The organism is Arthrobacter sunyaminii, assembly GCF_018866305.1.
Classification (GTDB): Bacteria; Actinomycetota; Actinomycetes; order Actinomycetales; family Micrococcaceae; genus Arthrobacter_B; species Arthrobacter_B sunyaminii.
On record NZ_CP076456.1, the window covers coordinates 2,868,579 to 2,888,318 of the forward strand.

The 19,740-nt window shown below is 65.4% G+C and carries 19 protein-coding genes and 1 tRNA gene; 11 read left to right on the forward strand and 9 right to left on the reverse strand.

Annotated elements, in window-relative coordinates; translation table 11 throughout:
• Positions 1 to 71: 71 nt before the first annotated feature.
• The 8 genes from KG104_RS12905 to KG104_RS12940 all read left to right on the forward strand — a co-directional run bounded on the left by KG104_RS12905 (position 72) and on the right by KG104_RS12940 (position 6,976).
• Positions 72 to 144, forward strand: a tRNA-Arg gene (locus KG104_RS12905).
• Between the two features lie 293 nt (positions 145 to 437).
• Complete coding sequence (locus KG104_RS12910) at positions 438 to 1,037, forward strand: TetR/AcrR family transcriptional regulator (protein WP_104160573.1); 600 nt, start codon at positions 438 to 440, stop codon at positions 1,035 to 1,037.
• Positions 1,034 to 2,008, forward strand: coding sequence for an NADPH:quinone oxidoreductase family protein (locus tag KG104_RS12915; protein ID WP_207348016.1), 975 nt, complete (start codon positions 1,034 to 1,036; stop codon positions 2,006 to 2,008). The genes KG104_RS12910 and KG104_RS12915 overlap by 4 nt, the downstream gene beginning before the upstream one ends.
• A 71-nt stretch (positions 2,009 to 2,079) precedes the next feature.
• Positions 2,080 to 2,874, forward strand: coding sequence for an ABC transporter ATP-binding protein (locus KG104_RS12920; RefSeq protein WP_207348015.1), 795 nt, complete (start codon positions 2,080 to 2,082; stop codon positions 2,872 to 2,874).
• Positions 2,871 to 3,587 (forward strand): ABC transporter ATP-binding protein, encoded by a 717-nt coding sequence (locus KG104_RS12925; protein ID WP_104052478.1) that lies wholly within the window; start codon positions 2,871 to 2,873, stop codon positions 3,585 to 3,587. Before KG104_RS12920 ends, KG104_RS12925 begins: the two co-directional genes overlap by 4 nt.
• A 1-nt stretch (position 3,588) precedes the next feature.
• The gene (locus tag KG104_RS12930) at positions 3,589 to 4,467 is read left to right on the forward strand and encodes a branched-chain amino acid ABC transporter permease (protein ID WP_104101277.1); all 879 of its coding nucleotides are present in this window, start codon (positions 3,589 to 3,591) and stop codon (positions 4,465 to 4,467) included.
• Complete coding sequence (locus tag KG104_RS12935) at positions 4,464 to 5,648, forward strand: branched-chain amino acid ABC transporter permease (protein ID WP_207348014.1); 1,185 nt, start codon at positions 4,464 to 4,466, stop codon at positions 5,646 to 5,648. Before KG104_RS12930 ends, KG104_RS12935 begins: the two co-directional genes overlap by 4 nt.
• Positions 5,645 to 6,976 (forward strand): ABC transporter substrate-binding protein, encoded by a 1,332-nt coding sequence (locus tag KG104_RS12940; RefSeq protein WP_237685716.1) that lies wholly within the window; start codon positions 5,645 to 5,647, stop codon positions 6,974 to 6,976. Before KG104_RS12935 ends, KG104_RS12940 begins: the two co-directional genes overlap by 4 nt.
• A 101-nt stretch (positions 6,977 to 7,077) precedes the next feature.
• Here KG104_RS12940 and KG104_RS12945 read toward each other — a convergent pair whose 3' ends face one another.
• From KG104_RS12945 to KG104_RS12955, 3 genes are all read right to left on the reverse strand, one after another.
• The gene (locus KG104_RS12945) at positions 7,078 to 7,530 is read right to left on the reverse strand and encodes a MaoC family dehydratase (RefSeq protein ID WP_104052482.1); all 453 of its coding nucleotides are present in this window, start codon (positions 7,528 to 7,530) and stop codon (positions 7,078 to 7,080) included.
• 2 nt (positions 7,531 to 7,532) lie between these two features.
• Entirely contained in the window at positions 7,533 to 8,306 is a 774-nt protein-coding gene (gene fabG, locus KG104_RS12950; RefSeq protein ID WP_104052483.1) for a 3-oxoacyl-ACP reductase FabG, read from the reverse strand.
• Positions 8,307 to 8,417: 111 nt separating this feature from the next.
• Entirely contained in the window at positions 8,418 to 9,068 is a 651-nt protein-coding gene (locus KG104_RS12955) for a DinB family protein (protein ID WP_307859003.1), read from the reverse strand.
• Positions 9,069 to 9,191: 123 nt separating this feature from the next.
• Between KG104_RS12955 and KG104_RS12960 the strand changes: the two genes are divergently transcribed.
• Positions 9,192 to 10,190, forward strand: coding sequence for a helix-turn-helix transcriptional regulator (locus KG104_RS12960; RefSeq protein WP_104052484.1), 999 nt, complete (start codon positions 9,192 to 9,194; stop codon positions 10,188 to 10,190).
• A gap of 13 nt (positions 10,191 to 10,203) precedes the next feature.
• A complete protein-coding gene (gene hrpA, locus KG104_RS12965; RefSeq protein WP_207348013.1) occupies positions 10,204 to 14,124 on the forward strand; it encodes an ATP-dependent RNA helicase HrpA in 3,921 nt (1,306 codons plus the stop codon).
• Between the two features lie 171 nt (positions 14,125 to 14,295).
• Here the strand turns inward: hrpA and KG104_RS12970 are convergent, their stop codons facing one another.
• The 3 genes from KG104_RS12970 to KG104_RS12980 form a co-directional block, all read right to left on the reverse strand.
• Complete coding sequence (locus tag KG104_RS12970) at positions 14,296 to 14,724, reverse strand: HIT family protein (protein WP_104052486.1); 429 nt, start codon at positions 14,722 to 14,724, stop codon at positions 14,296 to 14,298.
• Between the two features lie 135 nt (positions 14,725 to 14,859).
• A complete protein-coding gene (locus KG104_RS12975) occupies positions 14,860 to 15,732 on the reverse strand; it encodes a sulfurtransferase (protein ID WP_207348012.1) in 873 nt (290 codons plus the stop codon).
• Positions 15,729 to 16,397, reverse strand: coding sequence for an MBL fold metallo-hydrolase (locus KG104_RS12980; RefSeq protein WP_207348011.1), 669 nt, complete (start codon positions 16,395 to 16,397; stop codon positions 15,729 to 15,731). Before KG104_RS12980 ends, KG104_RS12975 begins: the two co-directional genes overlap by 4 nt.
• Positions 16,398 to 16,578: 181 nt before the next feature.
• Between KG104_RS12980 and KG104_RS12985 the strand changes: the two genes are divergently transcribed.
• Entirely contained in the window at positions 16,579 to 17,001 is a 423-nt protein-coding gene (locus KG104_RS12985) for a Fur family transcriptional regulator (protein ID WP_207348010.1), read from the forward strand.
• Positions 17,002 to 17,007: 6 nt separating this feature from the next.
• Here KG104_RS12985 and KG104_RS12990 read toward each other — a convergent pair whose 3' ends face one another.
• Genes KG104_RS12990 through KG104_RS13000 form a run of 3 tightly spaced genes read right to left on the reverse strand, consistent with a single transcriptional unit; the run spans position 17,008 to position 19,689 of the window.
• A complete protein-coding gene (locus KG104_RS12990; RefSeq protein ID WP_207348009.1) occupies positions 17,008 to 17,883 on the reverse strand; it encodes a metal ABC transporter permease in 876 nt (291 codons plus the stop codon).
• The gene (locus KG104_RS12995; RefSeq protein ID WP_104052491.1) at positions 17,870 to 18,685 is read right to left on the reverse strand and encodes a metal ABC transporter ATP-binding protein; all 816 of its coding nucleotides are present in this window, start codon (positions 18,683 to 18,685) and stop codon (positions 17,870 to 17,872) included. The genes KG104_RS12990 and KG104_RS12995 overlap by 14 nt, the downstream gene beginning before the upstream one ends.
• The gene (locus KG104_RS13000; protein ID WP_207348008.1) at positions 18,682 to 19,689 is read right to left on the reverse strand and encodes a metal ABC transporter solute-binding protein, Zn/Mn family; all 1,008 of its coding nucleotides are present in this window, start codon (positions 19,687 to 19,689) and stop codon (positions 18,682 to 18,684) included. The genes KG104_RS12995 and KG104_RS13000 overlap by 4 nt, the downstream gene beginning before the upstream one ends.
• Positions 19,690 to 19,740: the final 51 nt, after the last annotated feature.

Consider the following 19,740-nt stretch of genomic DNA (forward strand, 5'->3'; position numbering starts at 1 on the left):
TTTTCACACGGCGCGCCGGACCTGCTAAGCTTCTTGAGTCCCACAGGACCTGCCGGTTTACCGGTGTCCTTGCCCTCGTAGCTCAGGGGATAGAGCGGTTGCCTCCGGAGCAACAGGCCGTAGGTTCGAATCCTATCGAGGGCACATTGAGACACGAAAGGACCCCGCACAGGTTGCGGGGTCCTTTTGCGTTACGGATCAACCCCGGCTCACGCTGCCCGCTGTGAGAGGGCTCCTGCTGCCGAGATGACATGGCAACCGCGGGCAGCCCAAGTATTTCCTCTCGTGTGCCGGCGAAAAACTTCCGAAAAACCCTTGCGCAAGGCGGTCTGGTCAGCGGTAGGGTGTGGCACATACCAACCGGTCGGTTCCTTCACTGAGGGAGCGTCCCGACCGGGCAAGACACCACCGCCACGAGAAACACGGATCACCGCCCCATGAAGACCCTGAACATCAAAGAACAGCTGGCCCGCGTTTCCGTGGACCTCTTCGCCACGCAAGGCTATGCCAAAACCAGCGTCCAGCAGATTGTTGACGCGGCCGGAGTCACCAAGGGCGCCCTCTACCATTACTTCGATTCCAAGGACGATCTGCTCTTCGACATCTATGACCGCATCCTTACACTGCAGCACCGCAATCTCGAAGAAATCACGGCGCGGAATCTTCCGGTGGAGGAAACGGTCCGAATGGCGTGTGAAGACGTCCTCATTACTTCGATCGAATGGATCCGCGAAGGGGCCGTCTTCTTCCGTTCCCAGCACATGCTCAGTACGGATCGGCTGGAAGAAGTAAAGAGACGGCGCCGCAGCTACAGCGAAGTCTTCGCCGCCCTGATTGTCCGCGGCCAAGCCGAAGGTGTTTTCCGCAGCGACATCCCCACCGCCGTCCTGGTGGCCAATTTCTTCGCCAATCCGCACTATCTCTCGTATTGGTACCAGCCGGACGGACCCCTGACCAAACAGCAGGTCGCGAAGCAACTGACCGATTTGTACCTCGCCGGGCTCCGGCCTGCCACATCAGGAGGATCAGCACATTGAAAGCCTGGAACGTCGTCACCCTCGCCGAACCCCGTGACGCGATGCGCCTCACGGATCAGCCCTCCCCCGCCGCCGCACCGGGCTCGCTGGTGTTGAAGACCCTTGCCGTGGCCCTGAACTTCCCTGATGTGCTGCTGTGCCGCGGGGAGTACCAGGAGAAGCCCGAGCTGCCCTTCGTGCCCGGCATCGAACTGTGCGGCACCGTCACCGGAATCGGCGACGGCGTCACCGGCTTCCGGCTGGGCGACCGCGTGATTGCCACGCATCTGGGCGTCATGGCGGAGGAAGTGCAGGTTCCAGCCGCAACGGCCTTCCCTGCGCCCGGGTCCCTCTCCGACGCGGAAGCCGCCGCTTTGTGCATCGGCTACCAGACCGGCTACTTCGGACTGCACCGCCGGGCACGGATAGCGCCCGGCGAAACACTGCTGGTCCATGCGGCAGCAGGAGGCGTGGGAACGGCAGCCGTGCAGTTGGGCAAGGCTGCCGGCGCCACCGTGATCGGGGTGGTGGGCAACGAAGCCAAGCGCCGGATTGCCGAAAAGGCCGGAGCGGACATCGTGGTCAACCGCAGCACCGAAGATTTTGTCGACGCTGTCAAAGAGGCAACCGGGGGCCGCGGAGCCGACGTCATCTATGACCCGGTGGGCGGTGAAACGTTTGAACGTTCAACCCGTTGCATCGCTTTTGAAGGGCGGATCATCGTCGTCGGGTTCGCCGGCGGTACCCTGCAGACCGCCCGCATGAACCACGCTTTGGTCAAGAATTACTCACTCCTCGGACTCCACTGGGCGCTTTACACCAAGAAGGCCCCTGAACTGGTTGCCGAGGTCCATGAACAGCTCACGCTCCTGGCAGACAAGGGCTTGATCCGGCCCGTGGTCAGCGAAACCGTACCGTTCGACTCCGCTCCCGACGCCGTCCAGCGCCTGGGCGACGGCAAGACTGCAGGGCGGGTGGTGCTGACCCTGTAACTGAACACGCGCCCGCGTTCCCGGCACCGCGCCACTCACCGGAGCAATCTTCTCGAGACAACGGAGTACTCATGGAAGTTTTACATACCGACCAGTCGGTTTTGACCCCTCGCCTGCGCTTCAGTGACGTGAGCGTGCGGTTCGGCGGACTCACCGCCCTGGACTCGGTGTCCTTCACCGTTCCGCCCGGGGCCGTCGTCGGCATCATCGGGCCCAACGGCGCAGGCAAAACCACGCTGTTCAACGTGATCTGCGGTTTCAACACTCCGGCGTCCGGGTCCCTGGAGCTCGACGGCGAAAAGTTCCAGCCGCGGCGCCACCGGCTCACGCGCCAGGGTGTCGCCCGGACACTGCAGGGACTGGGCCTGTTTCCCGGGCTGACCGTGCTGGAGAATGTTCTGCTCGGGTTGGAGAGCACTGCCCGGCACAACCCCGTGGAGGATGCCCTGGCCCTGCCTCGTTCCCGGAGCGGTGAAGCCCGGCTGCGCGTGCGCGGGCTGCAGACGCTGGACGATCTCGGCATCGCGTCCTTCGCGTCCGCGTTGCCGGACACCCTTCCCTACGGGATCCGGAAGAAGGTGGCCCTGGCCCGTGCCCTCGCCGGCTCTCCCCGCCTCCTGCTCCTGGATGAACCCGCCGGCGGACTGGCCCACGAAGACATTGACGAACTGGCCGAAATCATCCGCTCGGTTCCGGAGACCGGCTGCTCCGTAGTCCTTGTGGAACACCACGTGGACCTGGTCATGAACGTCTGCGAGCGCATTGCGGTCCTGGACTTCGGCAAGCTGATCGCCGACGGCACCCCCGCGGAGATCGGCGCCAATCAGGCCGTCACCGATGCCTATCTGGGAGTTGAGCCGGCATGAGCGGCCTGCTGGTCCTGGACTCGGTCAGTGCCGGTTACGGCCAGGTTCCCGTCCTGCACGGCGTCAGCCTCAGTGTCGAGGCCGGCAGCATCACCGCCGTCGTTGGCGCCAACGGCGCAGGCAAAACCACGCTGCTCCGCACCGTGATCGGCCAGCTGAGACCGGCGTCCGGAAACATCCGCTTCGACGGCACCGACTTGGCGGCCACCAAAGTGGAGGACATGGTGCGGCGCGGCATCGCGCTGGTGCCGGAGGGACGGGGAGTCATCACGGAACTGACCGTGGAGGAGAACCTGCGCCTGGGCGGGTTGTGGCGCCGTGACCGGGCCGCGGCCGCAGCCCTGCTGGCACGCATGTACGAACTGTTTGAACCGCTGGACCGGCGCCGCAAGGCACCCGGGCACCAGCTCTCCGGAGGTGAACGGCAAATGCTCGCCCTGGGCCGCGCCCTGATGGCCGGTCCCCGGCTGCTGCTCCTTGATGAACCGTCCCTGGGCCTGGCACCGCGCATCACCGCACAAATCCTGGGACTGCTGCGCAGCCTCTGCGACGACACCGGACTCACCGTCCTTCTGATCGAGCAAAACGTCCGCAGCGCCCTTGCCGTAGCCGACGACGGCGTGGTCCTCAACCTGGGATCCGTCGTCGCCGCCCGTCCCGCCGCCGACCTGGCAGCGGACACCGACCTCCGCCACACCTATCTGGGGTTCTGACATGGACAGATTTCTCTTCCTCACCGTCGACGGACTGGCCCGCGGCGCTGTGCTCGCTGCCTTTGCCCTCTCATTGGTCATCATTTGGCGCGCCGCCCGCATCGTGAACTTTGCGCAGGGGGCGATGGCCGTTGCCACCACGTACATCGCCTATACCGTCACCAGCGCCACCGGCAACTACTGGCTCGGCCTGGCCTCCGCCGTGGTCACCGGCCTGCTGCTCGGGGCCCTGGTGGAGCGGACGGTCATGCGCTTTGTGGGAAACACCAATCCCCTGAACTCGGTCATTGCCGGGCTGGGACTACTGCTGGTTATCCAAGCAGTCCTGGGCATGATCTTCGGCAACGGATACAAGTCAATGGCCACACCGTTCAGCACAACACCCCTTTCCATCGGCGGCGTCAGCGCCGTCTCCCCCTACGACCTGTTCATCTTTGCCTGTGTCGGCCTGATCGTCGGTGGACTGGCCCTGCTGTTCACCAAGACCGCCCTGGGGCTGCGGCTGCGCGCCTCGGCCTTCGCTCCGGATCTGGCCCGGCTGCTGGGCGTGCGGTCCTCCCGCATGTTGACCCTCGGCTGGGCATTGTCGTCCGCCGTCGGCGCCCTGGCAGCACTGCTGATCATTCCCACCGAGCTGGGCCTGAACCCGCATGCCGTGGACACCGTCTTCGTCTACGCATTCACCGTTGCCGTGGTGGGCGGACTGGACTCCGCAGGCGGAGCCGTTGCCGGCGGGCTGGCCGTAGGCGTGGTGCTCAGCTGGGTCAGCGGATATCTGGGCGCCACCCTCGCACCCATCGCTGTACTGGTCCTCCTGCTGGCGGTGCTGCTGCTCCGACCGGCCGGACTGTTCTCCATGACGAAGGAGCGCACGGCATGAAACCGTTGAAGCCGGGGACTTCCCTCCTGGTTGCCGTTGCTGCGGCAGCAATACTGATCGGCCTCACCTTTGCCGTGGATCCCTTTCGGTCCTACCAACTGGCCACCGCGTGCGCCTACCTGTGCGCTGTTGCCGGCCTGACCCTGCTCACCGGAGCGGGTGGACAGCTCTCCCTCGGCCAGGCGGCGCTCATGGCCGCCGGTGCCTACAGCTACGCGCTCAGTGCCAATGCGCTGGCCGAAGCAGAAGTGGAAGGGCCCCTCCTGCTGCTGGCTCCGCTTGGGGCCGCAGTGCTGGGAGCAGGCGTCCTCGGCCTCATCATCGGATGCGCCGCCGGACGGTTGCACGGCCCCTACCTGGCCGGCTTCACCCTTGCCCTGGTGGTGGCCATTCCCGCGGTGACCAGTACGTTCTCGAATGTTCTGGGCGGGGACCAGGGCTTATGGATCACGGTGGAGAAGCGTCCGGCCGCGCTGCGCGGCACCGTCAGCAACGAACAGTGGCAGGCCTGGCTGGCCATTATCTGTGCGGTCGCGGTGATGGTGGTGCTGAACAACCTCCTGCGCGGACGGTTTGGGCGCCAGCTGCGGGCCGTGCGCGACAACGACGCCGCGGCCTCGCTTTCCGGTGTCAACGTGGCCCGAACCAAGATCATCTCCTTCACCGTGAGCGCTGCAGCAGCGGGCCTGGGCGGGGGCCTGCTCGCTTACGTCACCCAGAGCGCCAGTCCGGGCGCGTACTCGCTGGTGTTGTCCCTCTATCTGCTGATGGCAGCGGTCATCGGCGGCATCGGTTCGCTGACCGGCGCGGTCTGGGGTGCCCTGGTCATGGTGTTCCTGCCCTACGCGGTCAATTCCTTCACCGCTGATCTGCCGGTCTCCGCCGACGTCGCCTCCAGGCTGGACGGGAATCTCGCCATAGCGGTGTTCGGCACCATCCTCGTGCTGGTGATCCTGCTTGCCCCGCGCGGCATCCAGGGGCTGCTCTCCGCTGCGGGCCGCCGGATCCGGGCCCGTGTCTCTCCCGGGCCGGGTCCCTCAAACCCTGCCCCCGCCGTCGTCGTACCCGTTCAGCAGTCCCGCACACCAGCAGATAACCCGCCATCAGGAACAGACAAGCCGCCATCAGGAACAGACAATCCTCCATCGGAAACACTGTCCACCACGAAAGGTCAACGATGATTATTTTCCAGCACTCAGGTTCTGTCCGCAGCACCTCTGCTCCCGGGCGCACGAGCCGCTCCAAGCGCAATGTCCTCGCCGCGGCAGTCACTGTGGCTGCCATGGCTCTTGCGGCGTGCGGGTCCTCCGGAGAGGGCACCTCGACGGCGGCGGAAGACGTTCCGGGTGTCACCGACAGCACAGTCAAAGTGGGCACGCATCAGCCCCTGACCGGTCCGGCAGCGGCAGGATATGCCTCAATTTCGCCGGCCACCAAGGCCTACTTCGACCATGTGAACGCAAACGGCGGAATCCACGGCCGCACCATTGAATACACGGTCAAGGATGACGGTTACAACCCGGCCAACACTCAGAGCGTGGTGCGCGAACTGGTGCTCCAGGACGAAGTGTTCGCGATCCTCGGCGGTCTCGGCACACCGCCGCACAGTTCCGTGCTGGACTTCCTGAACGACAATGAAGTCCCGGACCTGTTTGTCGCCTCAGGCAGCCCCACCTGGAACCAGCCCGAAGACTACCCCTACACGTACGGCTTCATGCAGGACTATGACACCGAGGCCAAAGGCCTGGCTGCGTATGTGCAGGAAGAATTCCCGGACGCCACTTACTGTCTCTTCGGCCAGGACGACGACTTCGGAGCGGACTTCAAAACCGGCCTCGAGTCGGCGCTGGGCAGCGACGGACTGGCCAGTGCACAGGTTTACTCTACGGCGAACACGGACGTGGCAGCCCAGATCAGTGCCCTGCAGGCGGCCGGCTGCGATGTGAATTTCCTGGCCTCGATCAACGGCTTCACCGCGCAGGCCATCGGAACCGCTGCCAAGCTGGGCTACATGCCGAAGTGGGCGGCGTCCTCTGCCGGCGGGGATTACAACACGTTGTCCAGTTACCTCGGAGAGAACACCGACGCGCTCTTGGAGGGCTTCATCAGCTCAAACTACCTTCCGGCCAATACCGACGCCGACGATGAGTGGACGGCCAAATTCAAGGAGATCAACGAGAAGTACAACCCCGGCGCGGAGTTCGACGGAAACACGATCTTCGGCATGTCCATTGGCTATCTCTTCGCCGAAGCCCTGAACGAGGCCGGCGAGAACCCCACGCGGGAGTCGCTGCTGGAGGCGCTGGAGTCCGGCAACGTGCAGGGCAACGGACATGTGCCGCTGGGCTTCAGCGGGGACAGCCATGCCGGGTACACCGGTGGCATGATCACTGTAATTTCGGACGGTGTGCAGGCCTACACGGGAACCCCGTACTCCGCGGACGGTGACTCGGTCAGTGCCTACACCGAAGAACGTCCCGCGATGCCGGAAAACGGCATCCCGCAGTAACATTCCCTGTCCACCGCCGGGACGCCAACCGCATAAACAAGTAAAGGGCCCGCCGCTGAAATGTTCAGCGGCGGGCCCGTCTCTTTGGCTGCACCTGCTGCTTAGGCCAGCACGTACAGGGTGATCCACTCTGCAACCACCGCGGGCTTGTCCGCCCCTTCCAGTTCAATCGTGACCGCGGTGACAACGCGGACGCCCTGGCCTGTGGTCTCGACCTTGGACAGCTCGGAAACCGCCCGGACGCGGCTGTTCACCGGCACCGGGTGCGGGAACCGCACCCGGTCCAGTCCGTAGTTGATGCCCATCACGGTTCCGTCCACGCTCACCCGGTCCGCGGCCAGCGCCGGCAACAGGGAAAGGACCAGAAAACCGTGGGCGATGGTGGAGCCGAACGGACCTGCGGCAGCCCGTTCAGGATCCGTGTGGATCCACTGATGGTCATCGGTGGCGTCAGCGAACCGGTTGATCCGGTCCTGGTCGATGGTGATCCATTCACTGGTTTCGCGCTGCCCCACGGCAGCTTCCAGCTCTTGTACGGAGTTAAAGTGCGCCATCGCTAAGCCCTCGGTCCGCCGGCAACGTACAGCACCTGACCGGAGACAAAGGACGCTTCCTCCCGGATGAAGAAGGACGCCGCAGCGGCAATGTCGGCCGGTGTTCCGGCCCGCCCCACCGGGATTTCGGCCACCGCGTGCTTAACGAAGTCATCGAACGGCACTCCGACCCGTTCCGCGGTGGCCCGCGTCATGTCAGTCTCAATAAACCCCGGCGCAATGGCATTGACCGTGACGTTATACCGGCCCAGCTCGATCGCAAGCGTCTTAGTGAATCCCTGCAGCCCGGCCTTGGCAGCGGCATAGTTGGCCTGGCCTCGGTTGCCGAGGGCAGAGGTGCTGGAGAGATTGACGATCCGCCCCCACTTCTCCTGTACCTGGTGTGCCTGCACGGCACGGCTCATCAGGAAAGCGCCGCGCAGATGAACGCCCATGACCGCATCCCAGTCACTGTCGCTCATCTTGAACAACAGGTTGTCCCGGAGGATGCCCGCGTTGTTCACCAGGATGGTTGGTGCGCCGAGCTCGTCCGCGATCCGGGCCACAGCCGCTTCGACGGCGCCCGCATCCGCGACGTCAGCACCAACGCCCACAGCCTTGCCGCCGGAGTTGTTGATGGCCTCCACCGTTTCTGCGGTGTCTTCTTCCCGTAAATCGATGACGCCCACGCGGTGGCCGTCGGCCGCCAGCCTCGCTGCGATGGCCGCGCCAATGCCGCGTCCTGATCCGGTGACAATGGCGGTTCGCTGAACCGGAGGGTCCTGGGCTTCGGTCATGTTTCTCCTTGGTGTGTGAGCTGCATCATGGTGTCCCGCTGAGCGTACCGACCGGACGGTACGCACGCAACGTCTTCAGTGCCCGTCTACACACTCGCCGGGTTCCGTTGGTTATTTCGGGGTCCGGTGTGCGTACAGGTCCCGCAGCAGTGCCACCTCGGCGAGGTGATGAATCATCTCGCGGTGGATGTGCAGGACCAGCTCCGCCATCGGCGCCTGCGCCCAGTTCCCCTCCGCTTCTCCCACTGGTGCGGCGAGCGCGGATTCGGCCAAAGCGGCAACTGACCGGATCCAGGTCCCGTAATACTCATCCAGCACCTCCAGAGCCCGCGCCGCGGTTCCCGGATACTCAAAGGTTTCATAGCTGACCGCGGGAGCACCAAAGTGCGCCGCGTTCCGCATGCCCAGCACTCCCACAAGGATGTGGCTGAGCCGCCAGGCAATGGTGGTCACCGGAGCGGGAACGGGTTCCGGATACTCGAAGTCGATCGTGAAATTTCCCTTACCGGCTGCCTCCGCGTCCGTGCCGGAGGGCCGCGGACGCACATTCCAGGCTCCCGGCACGGGTTCCCAGAAATACTCGTCGTCGGTAAGCCCCTCCAGCCGGGGGCGCGCCTGGTTGTCCCAGTGCCACTGCATCTGGTCGACAAGCAGCCGCGGAATGTCCAGTGCGCCGCCGCGTGTCAGCCCCTCGCCGCCCGACGGACCTCTCCCCTCATCCTCGGCAGCGGCTTCCTCAACCATGTCCCTGTCCTGCTCCATTACCGTCCCCTTCCCTCGTAGAGCAACGGGGCTGCCGGGGTCCCGGCGCCCGTCACTCAGCTCCCCTCACCGTAAAAGCACATCAGGACAGCTTCTGTCCGCATCCGGGCGTATCTTGAAACCATGTTGGAAACCTCGGCCAGGCTGCTGCACCTGCTGTCGCTGCTGCAGATGAGACGCGAGTGGACCGGGGCAGCCCTGGCGGACCGGATGACGGTCACCGAGCGCACGGTGCGGCGAGACATCAGCAAGCTGCGCAGCCTGGGTTACCCCATCTCCGCCTCCCCCGGCATTGCCGGGGGCTATCAGCTGGGATCCGGTGCGCAGCTTCCACCCCTGCTGCTGGACGACGACGAAGCGCTCGCCGTCGCCCTCGGGCTGGCCGCCGTTGCCACGGGTCCGGTGTCCGGTATCGGCGAAGCCTCAGTACGTGCGCTCGCGAAGCTGGAACAGGTCCTGCCAGGACGCTTGCGCCCCAAGTTTTCTGCGCTTCGCCAAGCCGTCAGCGTGCTGGGCGGCAGTGCAGCCACCGTGGATCCGCAAACCCTGACCGCTTTGTCCGGGGCCATTGCCGAACAGCGCGTGGTCTCGTTCCGCTACACGGCGGCGGGCAACGCACCGGGAAGGCGGCTGGTGGAACCCTACAAACTGGTCAGCACCGGCCGTCGCTGGTACCTCGCGGCCTGGGACCTTGAACGGCAGGATTGGCGGACCTTCCGCATGGACCGCTGCCAGAGCATTCCGGCCATCCGTGAGCGTTTCTTCCCACGCCCGCTGCCCGCCAAGGACATGGCGGCCTATGTCCAGGACTCCATTACGCGCTTTCCCTACCGGTACGACGTCGTACTGCGGCTGGCGGCGCCCATCGCCGATCTCCGGGACCGGATACCGCCGGATGCAGCCAGCCTGGAAGCCGACGGCCCGGGGCACACCATCCTGCGCGGCGGGTGGGATTCCCTGGATCTGCCGCTGATGCGTCTGGCCGCGCTGGACATCGACTTCGAAATCCTGGCACCGGCCGAGATGCGCGATCGGGCGCGGGCTGCGGCAGCGCTGCTCCAGCGTGCCGCCGATGTCCAGCCCTCGGCGGAATACGGGAAGGCCGCGGATTCCAGGGATTAGACTGGGAGCAATCATGGCACTGACTATTTCCTACCCCGCGCTTTTGCCCGTTTCTGAGCGCCGCGAAGACATCATGGCGGCTATTGCCGCCAACCAGGTAACGATCATTGCGGGCGAAACCGGTTCCGGCAAGACCACCCAGATCCCCAAGATGTGCCTGGAACTCGGGCTGGCGGAGAAGGGCCTGATCGGGCACACCCAGCCGCGCCGGCTCGCCGCCCGCACCGTGGCGGAGCGCATTGCCGAGGAGCTCGACGTCGAACTGGGCGCCGAGGTGGGTTACCAGGTGCGCTTCACCGGCGAGACCAGCCGGCAGACCAAGGTCAAGCTGATGACCGACGGCATCCTGCTGGCCGAGATCCAGCATGACCGCAAGCTGAAAAAATACAGCACCATCATCATTGATGAGGCCCACGAGCGCAGCCTGAACATCGACTTCATCCTCGGCTACCTGCGCCGGCTGCTGCCGGAACGGCCGGACCTGAAGGTCATCATCACCTCGGCCACCATTGATCCGGAACGTTTCGCCGGGCACTTCGCCGCGGACGGCAAACCCGCCCCCATCATCGAGGTGTCCGGGCGCACGTTCCCGGTGGAAATCCGTTACCGTCCGCTCAACCAGCCGGCCGACGGCGGATCGGACGACGAAGCGATTGATGATGAGCTGGAGGAAGACCGCGATCCGGTGGACGCAGTCTGCGACGCCGTCGAGGAACTCTCCCGCGAAGCTCCCGGGGACATCCTGATCTTCTTCTCCGGGGAGCGCGAAATCCGTGACGCCGCCGACGCCCTGCGCTCCTCCGTGCAGCGGGTGCCCCGCCTGGCCAACACTGAAATCCTGCCCCTGTACGCCAGGCTTTCCCTGGCAGACCAGCACAAGGTCTTCCACCCCGGCAAGCACCGGCGCATCATCCTGGCCACCAACGTTGCCGAGACGTCGCTGACCGTGCCGGGCATCAAATACGTCATCGACACCGGCACCGCCCGCATCTCCCGGTACTCGCACCGCACCAAGGTTCAGCGCCTGCCGATCGAGCGCATCTCCCAGGCCTCCGCCAATCAGCGTTCAGGCCGCTGCGGCCGCGTCTCCGACGGCATCGCCATCCGTCTCTACTCCCAGGAGGATTTCAAGTCCCGTCCTGAATTCACGGATCCCGAGATCCTGCGCACCAACCTTGCCGCCGTCATCCTGCAGATGGCCGCCATGGGCGTGGCCAAGGGGCCCAAGGACGTGGCGGATTTCCCGTTTGTCCAGCCCCCGGATTCCAAAGCCATCAACGACGGCGCCACTCTCCTGAAGGAACTCGGCGCCCTGCAGCCGGCCGGCGGCATCACCCCGGTGGGCCGCAAGCTCTCCCAGCTGCCGGTTGACCCGCGGCTGGGCCGGATGATCGTGGAGGCCGGCGCGCGGGGCTGCGCCAAGGAAGTCATGGTGCTCACCGCCGCGCTGACCATCCAGGATCCGCGTGAGCGTCCCTCGAAGGACGACGCCGCCCGCGCCCAAAAGGCCGCAGAGCTGCACAAACGCTTCGTGGACGAAAACTCGGACTTCACCGGCTACCTGAACCTGTGGCGCTACGTGCAGGAGAAGCAGAAGGAACTCTCGTCGTCGGCTTTCCGCCGGTTGTGTAAAAACGAGTTCCTGAACTATCTGCGCATCCGCGAGTGGCAGGACCTGTTTACCCAGCTGCGCCAGATCGCCAAGCCGCTGGGCATCACCCTCTCCCCCGGCCCGGTGGACCCGGTGGCTCACGACAAAGAAATCCATATGAGCCTGCTGGCCGGCCTGCTCAGCCACATCGGTCTCTACGACCAGCGCAAGCGGGAGTACTCCGGCGCCCGCGGCACACGCTTTGCGGTCTTCCCGGGATCGGCCCTGTTCAAGAAGACACCGGACTGGGTGATGGCCGCCGAGCTGGTGGAAACTTCCCGGCTTTGGGCCCGCGTGGCCGCCAAGTTTGACCCGCTGTGGGTGGAGGAAGTGGCTCCCCATCTGATCAAGCGTTCCTACAGTGAACCGCACTGGTCCAAGAGCCGCGGCTCCGTCATGGCTTATGAAAAGGTGACCCTCTACGGTGTCCCCGTCATCCCCCAGCGCAGCATCAACTATGGCCGCGTGGATCCGGAACTCTCCCGGGAGATGTTTATCCGCCATGCCCTGGTGGAAGGTGACTGGCGCACCCACCACAAGTTCTTCCACCGCAACCAGGCGCTGCTGGCCGAAGTGGAAGAACTGGAAAACCGCGTCCGGCGCCGCGGCCTGCGCGTGGATGACGAGACACTGTTCGAGTTCTATGACGAGCGCGTGGGCAAGGACGTGGTCTCCGAGCGGCACTTCGACAAGTGGTGGAAGAGCGCCCGCCACGAGAACCCGGCGCTGCTGGACTTCGACCCTGATGCGCTGCGCACCGACGACGCTTCCGGACTGGACGAAAACGACTTCCCCAAGAGCTTCCGCTACGGCGATTTTGACCTGCCGCTGTCCTACGAGTTCTCCCCCGGCGTTGCCGGAGCCGGCGACGGCGTCAGCGTTGAGGTCCCCGTACTGTTCCTGAACCAGCTGGACCCTGAGCCGTTCAAGTGGCAGATCCCCGGGCTGCGCGCCGAGCTCATCACAGCGCTGATCAAGTCCCTGCCCAAGGCAATCCGGAAGAACTTCATCCCGGCACCGGACGTGGCGCGTGCGGCTGCGGCCGCCCTGGCCGCTGACTTCGATCCCGCGCAGGACGCGCTGGAGCCCTCCTTGGAACTGGCGCTGCGCCGGCTCAAGGGCCACATCATTCCGCCCGGCTCCTGGAACTGGGATGCGGTGCCCGAGCACCTGCGCATGAGCTTCACCGTGGTGGACGGCTCCGGCAAGGTCCTGGACGAAGGAAAGGACCTTGCCGGACTGCAGGAATCCCTCGCCCCCGCCACCCGGCGTGCCATTGCCGAATCCCTTGGCGCCACGCCCAAAACCGTTACTCCCAAGGCGGCCGGCAAGCGCGGCGGCAAGCCTTCCGGTCCGGCTGGAAACGCGGGGGCAGGGCAGCCGGGGGGTGCGGCGTCGTCGGGCCCCTCACTGGCCGAACAGACCGGGCTGACCGAGTGGAGCGTCGGCACCATCGACAAGCAGGTACAGCGGCTCGTGGCCGGGCACATGGTCACCGGCTATCCCGCACTGGTGGATGAAGGAAAAACTGCCGGGCTGCGCATGTTCCAAAGTGCCGGCGAACAGTCAGTGGCCATGCGCGGCGGTGTGATCCGGCTGCTGGTGCTGCGGGTTCCCAGCCCGGCGAAATACGTTCTGGAACACCTGAGCAATGCCGAGAAACTGACGTTCAGCCAGAATCCGCACGGATCGGTGGCGGCCCTGATCGAGGACTGCACCCTGGCCGCCGTGGACAAGCTGACGCCGGAAGCGCTGCCGTGGACCCGCACAGAGTTTGATGAACTCTACGAAAAGGTCCGCGCCGAGCTGATCGACACCGTCTTCACGGTGACGGCCACGGTGGAGAAAATCCTGTCCAGCACCCGCCGGATCACCAAGGCGCTCAAGGGAACGCAGTCCCTGGCCCTCATCAGCGCCCTGAATGACATCCGCGCGCAACTGGATTCCCTGGTGTACCCGGGGTTTGTGGCGCGCACCGGCTACGCGCAGCTCACGCACCTCCCCCGTTATCTGGCCGGCATTGAACGGCGGCTGGAGAAACTGCCCACCAATGTGCAGCGTGACGCCCAGCAGATGGCAGTGGTCCAGGCGCTGGAGGACGACTACGACGACGCCGTTGCGGCGCTGCTGCCCGGCGCAGGGACACCCCCTGCGCTGACCGAAGTCCGCTGGATGATCGAGGAACTGCGGATCAGCTTCTTCGCACAGGAACTGGGAACCGTGCGGTCGGTATCGGAAAAGAGGATCCGCACGGCCCTGAACGCGGCTCTGGCTCCGTCTTAGGCCGCAGATCCCTCCGCTTTGGGCAATCGCTGCCAGTTTGGGAAATCCCTGCCGGTCCGCACCGGCAGCAAAGGCCCAAAGTGGTTGCGGAATCCCAAACCGGTTGCCAGGCCGCGGCGCAATAAAAAGAGGGGCGGGTTTCCCCGCCCCTTTGCCGATCTGAGCTGCCCGCTACGCCTCCGGCACGAACTCCCCGTGTCCGGCGGCCCGCAGCGCCCCGCGGAGCTTCTGGGCATTGGCGTCCATGCGTTCCGGGTCGGGATTGGACTCGGCCCTGCTGAAGTCGAAGTCCTGCAGGGAGTTCGCGGGCCAGACATGCAGGTGAAGGTGATCAATCTCGAACCCGGCAATGCTCAGTCCGGCCCGCTCCGAGCCGAAGGCGGCAACCTGCGCCTGTCCAATAACCTGTGCCACGGCAGTGAGTTTCTGCACCAGATCAGCCGGAGCATCCGTCCACTTGTCGACCTCGAGCCGGGGCACCACCAGAGTGTGTCCGTCGGTGAGCGGACCGATGCTGAGGAACGCCACCACGTCCTCGTCCTTCCAGACAAAGCGGCCGGGAATCTCGCCGTTGATGATCTTGGTGAACAGGGTGGGCATGGGTGCTCCTTGCGGGGGCTGGGAGGTGGATGGCGGGGTTGCGGCGCCGCTTGATACATCGGATTGCTGCCTGGTTGCAGGCACCTTCAAGCGCAGGGGCGGCGGAACGGGACGGCCGGTAATCATGCTTAGACGCTATCGCTTTTTGACCGCCCCCGGCCATTCCCCCGCCTGTGTTCCCAGGGCAATCGGGGATCCTTTGGTGGAGGACCACTGGGACCAGGACCCGGGATAAAGGGCCGCCCGGTAGCCGGCCAGCTCCAGGGCCACGACATCGTGGGCAGCACTGACACCGGATCCGCAGTACACGGCCACGGGATCGCCTTTTCGAACACCCAGTGCCTCGTACGCTGTCCGCAGCTCCTCCGGCGGGCGGAAGGTGCCGTCCTCGGCAAGGTTCCCCGCGGCAGGAGCATTCACGGCTCCGGGAATATGCCCCGCCCGTGGATCCACCGGTTCGCGGTCTCCGCGGTAGCGTTCCTTTGCCCTCGCATCGATCAGGCGCCCGCTTGCCACAACTGCGGGGACGTCCCACATTTCCACCACCGGCATACGGCCCCAGGAGAGCTCGACGTTCCCGGGGTCGGGCACCACAGGTCCGCCCTGCAGAGCGAAACCGGCCCGGTGCCAGGCGACGACGCCGCCGTCGAGCAGGTAAACGGAGTCCAGCCCGGCGTGGCGCAGCAGCCACCAGGCGCGCGCTGCCGACGTGCCGCTGACGGCGTCGTACACCACCACGGTGTCCCCGGGGTTGATGCCCCAGCCGCGGACCGTGCGGTGAAAGTCTTCCGGCGCGGGCAGCGGATGCCGGCCCGCGGAACCGTTCCCCGCCGGAGCGGCCAGTTCCTTTTCCAGGTCCACGTAGACAGCACCCGGAATGTGCCCGCGCTCGTACTGCTTGTGCCCGTCGGTGTGTCCCAGCGCCCACCTCACGTCCAGCAGCACCACCGGCTCACCGCTGGCCAGGAGTTCCTGCAGGGACTGAACGCTGATGACCGGCCCGCTCATACCTCGACCGACTCTCCGGGGGACAGATGCCGGTACACGGTTCCGTACAGTTCGCCGAAACGGGTCACATGGCTCTCGGCGATCCCCAGGCCGCGCTCATTCAACAGGGCGTCGTGGATGGGATAGGCACGCTCGGCCCCGGAAGCGATGACAAAGTCGATGACCTCCCCCACCTTGGACCACGGAGCATGAATGGGGACCAGCAGGGTCTTCACCGTCAGCCCGTTCGGAATCACGAAGGAATCCCCCGGGTGATAAAGGGTGCCGTCAATCAGGTAGCCGATGTTGGCCACCAGGGGCACCAGCGGATGGATGAGGGCGTGCTGGCCGCCGAAGGACCGCACCTCGAAGCCCGCTGCCGAAAAAGCACTGTTGGGTTCGACGTCGATGATCCGGTCATCAGCGTCGTTGCCGTTCGCGGCTGATGCCGACCGCAGCTCTGCGGCCAGGGCCGCCGGCGCGTGAAGCACCAGCTCCGTGTTCGCGGCCAGCACGGCCAGAACACGGTCCCGGTCCAGGTGATCGGCGTGTTCGTGGGTAATCAGGACCGCTGAAGCGCCGTCCAGGGCTTCCTCCACTTCGGAGAAGGACCCGGGATCCAAGACGAGGACGTTGCCGTCACGCTCCAGACGCACGCAGGAATGGGTGTACTTGGTCAGATTCATAGGGTCACAGTACCCCTGCGCACCTGTCCTTGGCCGGACAATTCCCCGTGACCCGCGGGGCCGGCCGCAGGCCCGGTGCGATAATCTGGAAGTTGCGCCGGCGGTACCGGTTGCGGAGAGTCCATGTTGGGCTTGTCCCCCGGGGCCTGCAGGCACCGCCACCACTGTTCCAAGGAGGAGCATGTCATCCGAGACGTCCCGCCCAGTGAAGCGGCAACCGGAGCAGCGGGTCACCCGCCAGCGGATCGCCGTCGGCCGGACCCTGGATGAGCTGGATGATTTCGTCAGCACCCAGGAGCTCTACCGGCTGCTGCACGAGCGCGGAGACAGCGTCTCCCTGGCCACCACCTACCGCATCCTGCAGTCAATGGCGGAAGAAAACCAGGTGGATGTCCTCCGCACCGGCGACGGCGAAGCGCTCTACCGCCGCTGCGCCGTCGAGCACCACCACCATCACCTGGTGTGCCGCAACTGCGGAAAGGCTGTGGAAGTGGAGGCGCCCGCCGTGGAGGCCTGGGCTTCCGGGCTCGGGGCCCAGTACGGGTTCACGGACGTGGCCCACACGGTGGAGATCTTCGGCCTCTGCCCGGACTGCAGCGCCTAGGGCGGGCTACGCCCGGACTGTTGCGCCCGTCTGTGCCCGTCCCTTTGTCCGCATCCGCTTTATCAGCCGGCAGACGAGGTAGATCAGGAACGAGATGGTGGTGATGTAGGGGCTGATCGAGATCCGCCCGCCCAGCGCCAGCAGGATTCCGCCCACCGCCGAGGTCACGGCAAACGCAACACTGAGCAGCACGACGAGCCGCGGCGAGGATGTCACCAGCAGTGCGGCGGCCGACGGCGTGATCAGCAGCGAGAGCACGAGCAGCGCACCCACCACCTGGATGGACAGGGCCACTGAGAGCCCCAGCAGGATCATGAAGACAATGGACAAAACGCGCACGGGAACACCGCGGGCTTCTGCCAGTTCCGGGTCCGCGCTGGCAAAGGTCAGCGGCCGCCAGATCAGGACGAGTCCGGCTATGACGACGACGGCGGTGCCGGCCAGCAGGTTCAGCTGCACGGTGTCGACGGCAACGATTTGCCCGGTGAGCAAACCGAACTTATTGGCCGAACGGCCCTCATAAAGGCCCAGGAACAGGATGCCCAGGCCCAGGCCGAAGGGCATGATTACTCCGGTCACGGAGTTCCTGTCACGGGCCTTGAGCCCCATCACGGCGAGCAGCACTGCTGCGGCCACGGAGCCTGCCAGAGACCCGATCACCACGTTGGCGCCGATCAGCAGGGCAAAGGCTGCGCCGGCGAAGGACAGTTCGGCGATGCCGTGCACAGCAAAGGCGAGGTCCCGCATCAGGACAAAGGTGCCGATCAGGCCGCCTACCAGTCCAAGGATGGCTGCCGCCCAGATGGAGTTGGCCACCAGGGGCAGCAGCTGCCCGTAGTCGCTGAAGTCAAAGATGGCGGAGAAGTAATCACGCAAGTCCATGGTCATCCTCGCTCTCGCCGTGGACATGGGTGGTCGCATCGGGGATGCCGAGGACCACAATGCGGCCGTGGCTGCGCAGTACCTCCACCCGGCTTCCGTACATTTCCGAGAGCACGTCCGAGCGCAGCACCTCAGACGGCGTGCCGGTGCGGAAGGTGCCGCCGGCCAGGTACAGCACCCGGTCCACGTAATCAATGACGGGGTTGATCTCGTGGGTCACGAACACCACGGCCGAACCCTGTTCATGACAGCGCCGGTCAATCAGTGAGCTGATGGCCTGCTGGTGATGCAGATCAAGGGACAGCAGGGGTTCATCGCACAGCAGGAGGTCGGGATCGGTGGCCAGTGCCTGCGCGGCCCGCAGCCGCTGGACTTCGCCGCCGGAGAGCAGGCCCACCGGTTCATTGGCGTAACGCGTGGCACCGACCTGTTCCAGGAGTTCATCCACCCGCCGGCGGACCGGGGCGCGCTTCAGCCGAAGCCCCCATTTGTTGCCGTCGACGCCGAGTCCCACGAGGTCGCGCGCCCGCAGCGGCGTCCCGGGGCCGAAGGCCTTCTGCTGGGGAATATAACCGATGTCGGCGCTGCCCCGCTGGGCGGGTTTTCCGTTGATCTCCACGGTTCCCCGGCTCAGCTGCTGCAGACCCAGCAGGACTTTCAGGAAGCTGGTCTTGCCGGAACCGTTGGGGCCCAGCACCGTAAGGAATTCACCGGGTTTGATGTCCAGGTCCAGGCCGTCCCAAAGAGTGCGCTGCCCGTAGGTCAAGCCGGCATTCCGGAGCCGGACAACGGGACCGGTCACCGCAGCACGTCATCAATTGAGGTCACGTTCGCGCGCATCCAGCCAAGGTAGTCCTGACCTTCGGGCAGGGTCTCGGAGAAGTCCAGCACGGGTACGCCTGCGTCTTCCGCCGCGGCACGGACAGTTTCGGTCTGCGCCGTGGAGGTTTGGGTGTTGTAGGCCAGGAAGGCCACGTCACCGGAGCGCAGCAGATCCTGCATTTGTTTCAGAACCGCCGGCGGGACGTCGGACCCTTCCTCGACGGCTGAGGTGAAGTCTGCGGGGGTCACGTTGTGCAGGCCGGCAGCTTCGAACAGGTATTCAGGAACAGGTTCCGTTACCGCCACATCCCTGCCGCCGGCCGCGGTTTTGTCTTCGGCCAGGTCAGCCGTGAGCTCTTCGATGCCACTGTTGAAGGTTGCGGCATTGTCCCGGTAGGAGGAGGCATGGTCGGGGTCCAGAGTGGCCAGGCGTTCTGCGGCCGCTTCGGCGAGCAGCCCCATTGCTTCGGGGCTGTACCAGACGTGTTCGTTGAAGGATCCGTGGGAGTGTCCGCCGTGATGGTCGGCATGATCGTCTCCGCTCTCGGCGGAGTGCGAGGGGTCGTCGTCGTGCGTTTCGCCGCCAGCTTCCCCCAGCCCTGAGATCTCCACGGCGTTGAGGACGTCCGCGCTGTCGATGCCGGAATCGGCAACCAGCGTTTCCATGAAGGTGTCGTAGCCCCCGCCGTTCAGGACCACCACGTCCGCCTCTGAGACGGCCAGCTTGTCCCGTGCCGTCGCTTCGTAGGAGTGCGGGTCCTGGCTGGGGCGGTCGATGATCGAAGTGACGCTGACCCGGTCCCCGCCCACGGTCTCCATGATGTTCCCGTAGACATTGGTGGAAGCCACCACCTCAAGAGCGCCGTCGCCTCCCCCTGCGGAGGAACCGGAGCCGGAGTCACCGGAGCCCCCGGTGCAGCCGGAGAGCGCCAGGGCTCCCCCGGCCAGGAAGATGCCGGCAAGACGGACGGAGGGTCGTCGCATAAGTTTTTGTTTCCCTGTCGAGCGGAAGTGCTTGGAGATGGAGGGGGAGTT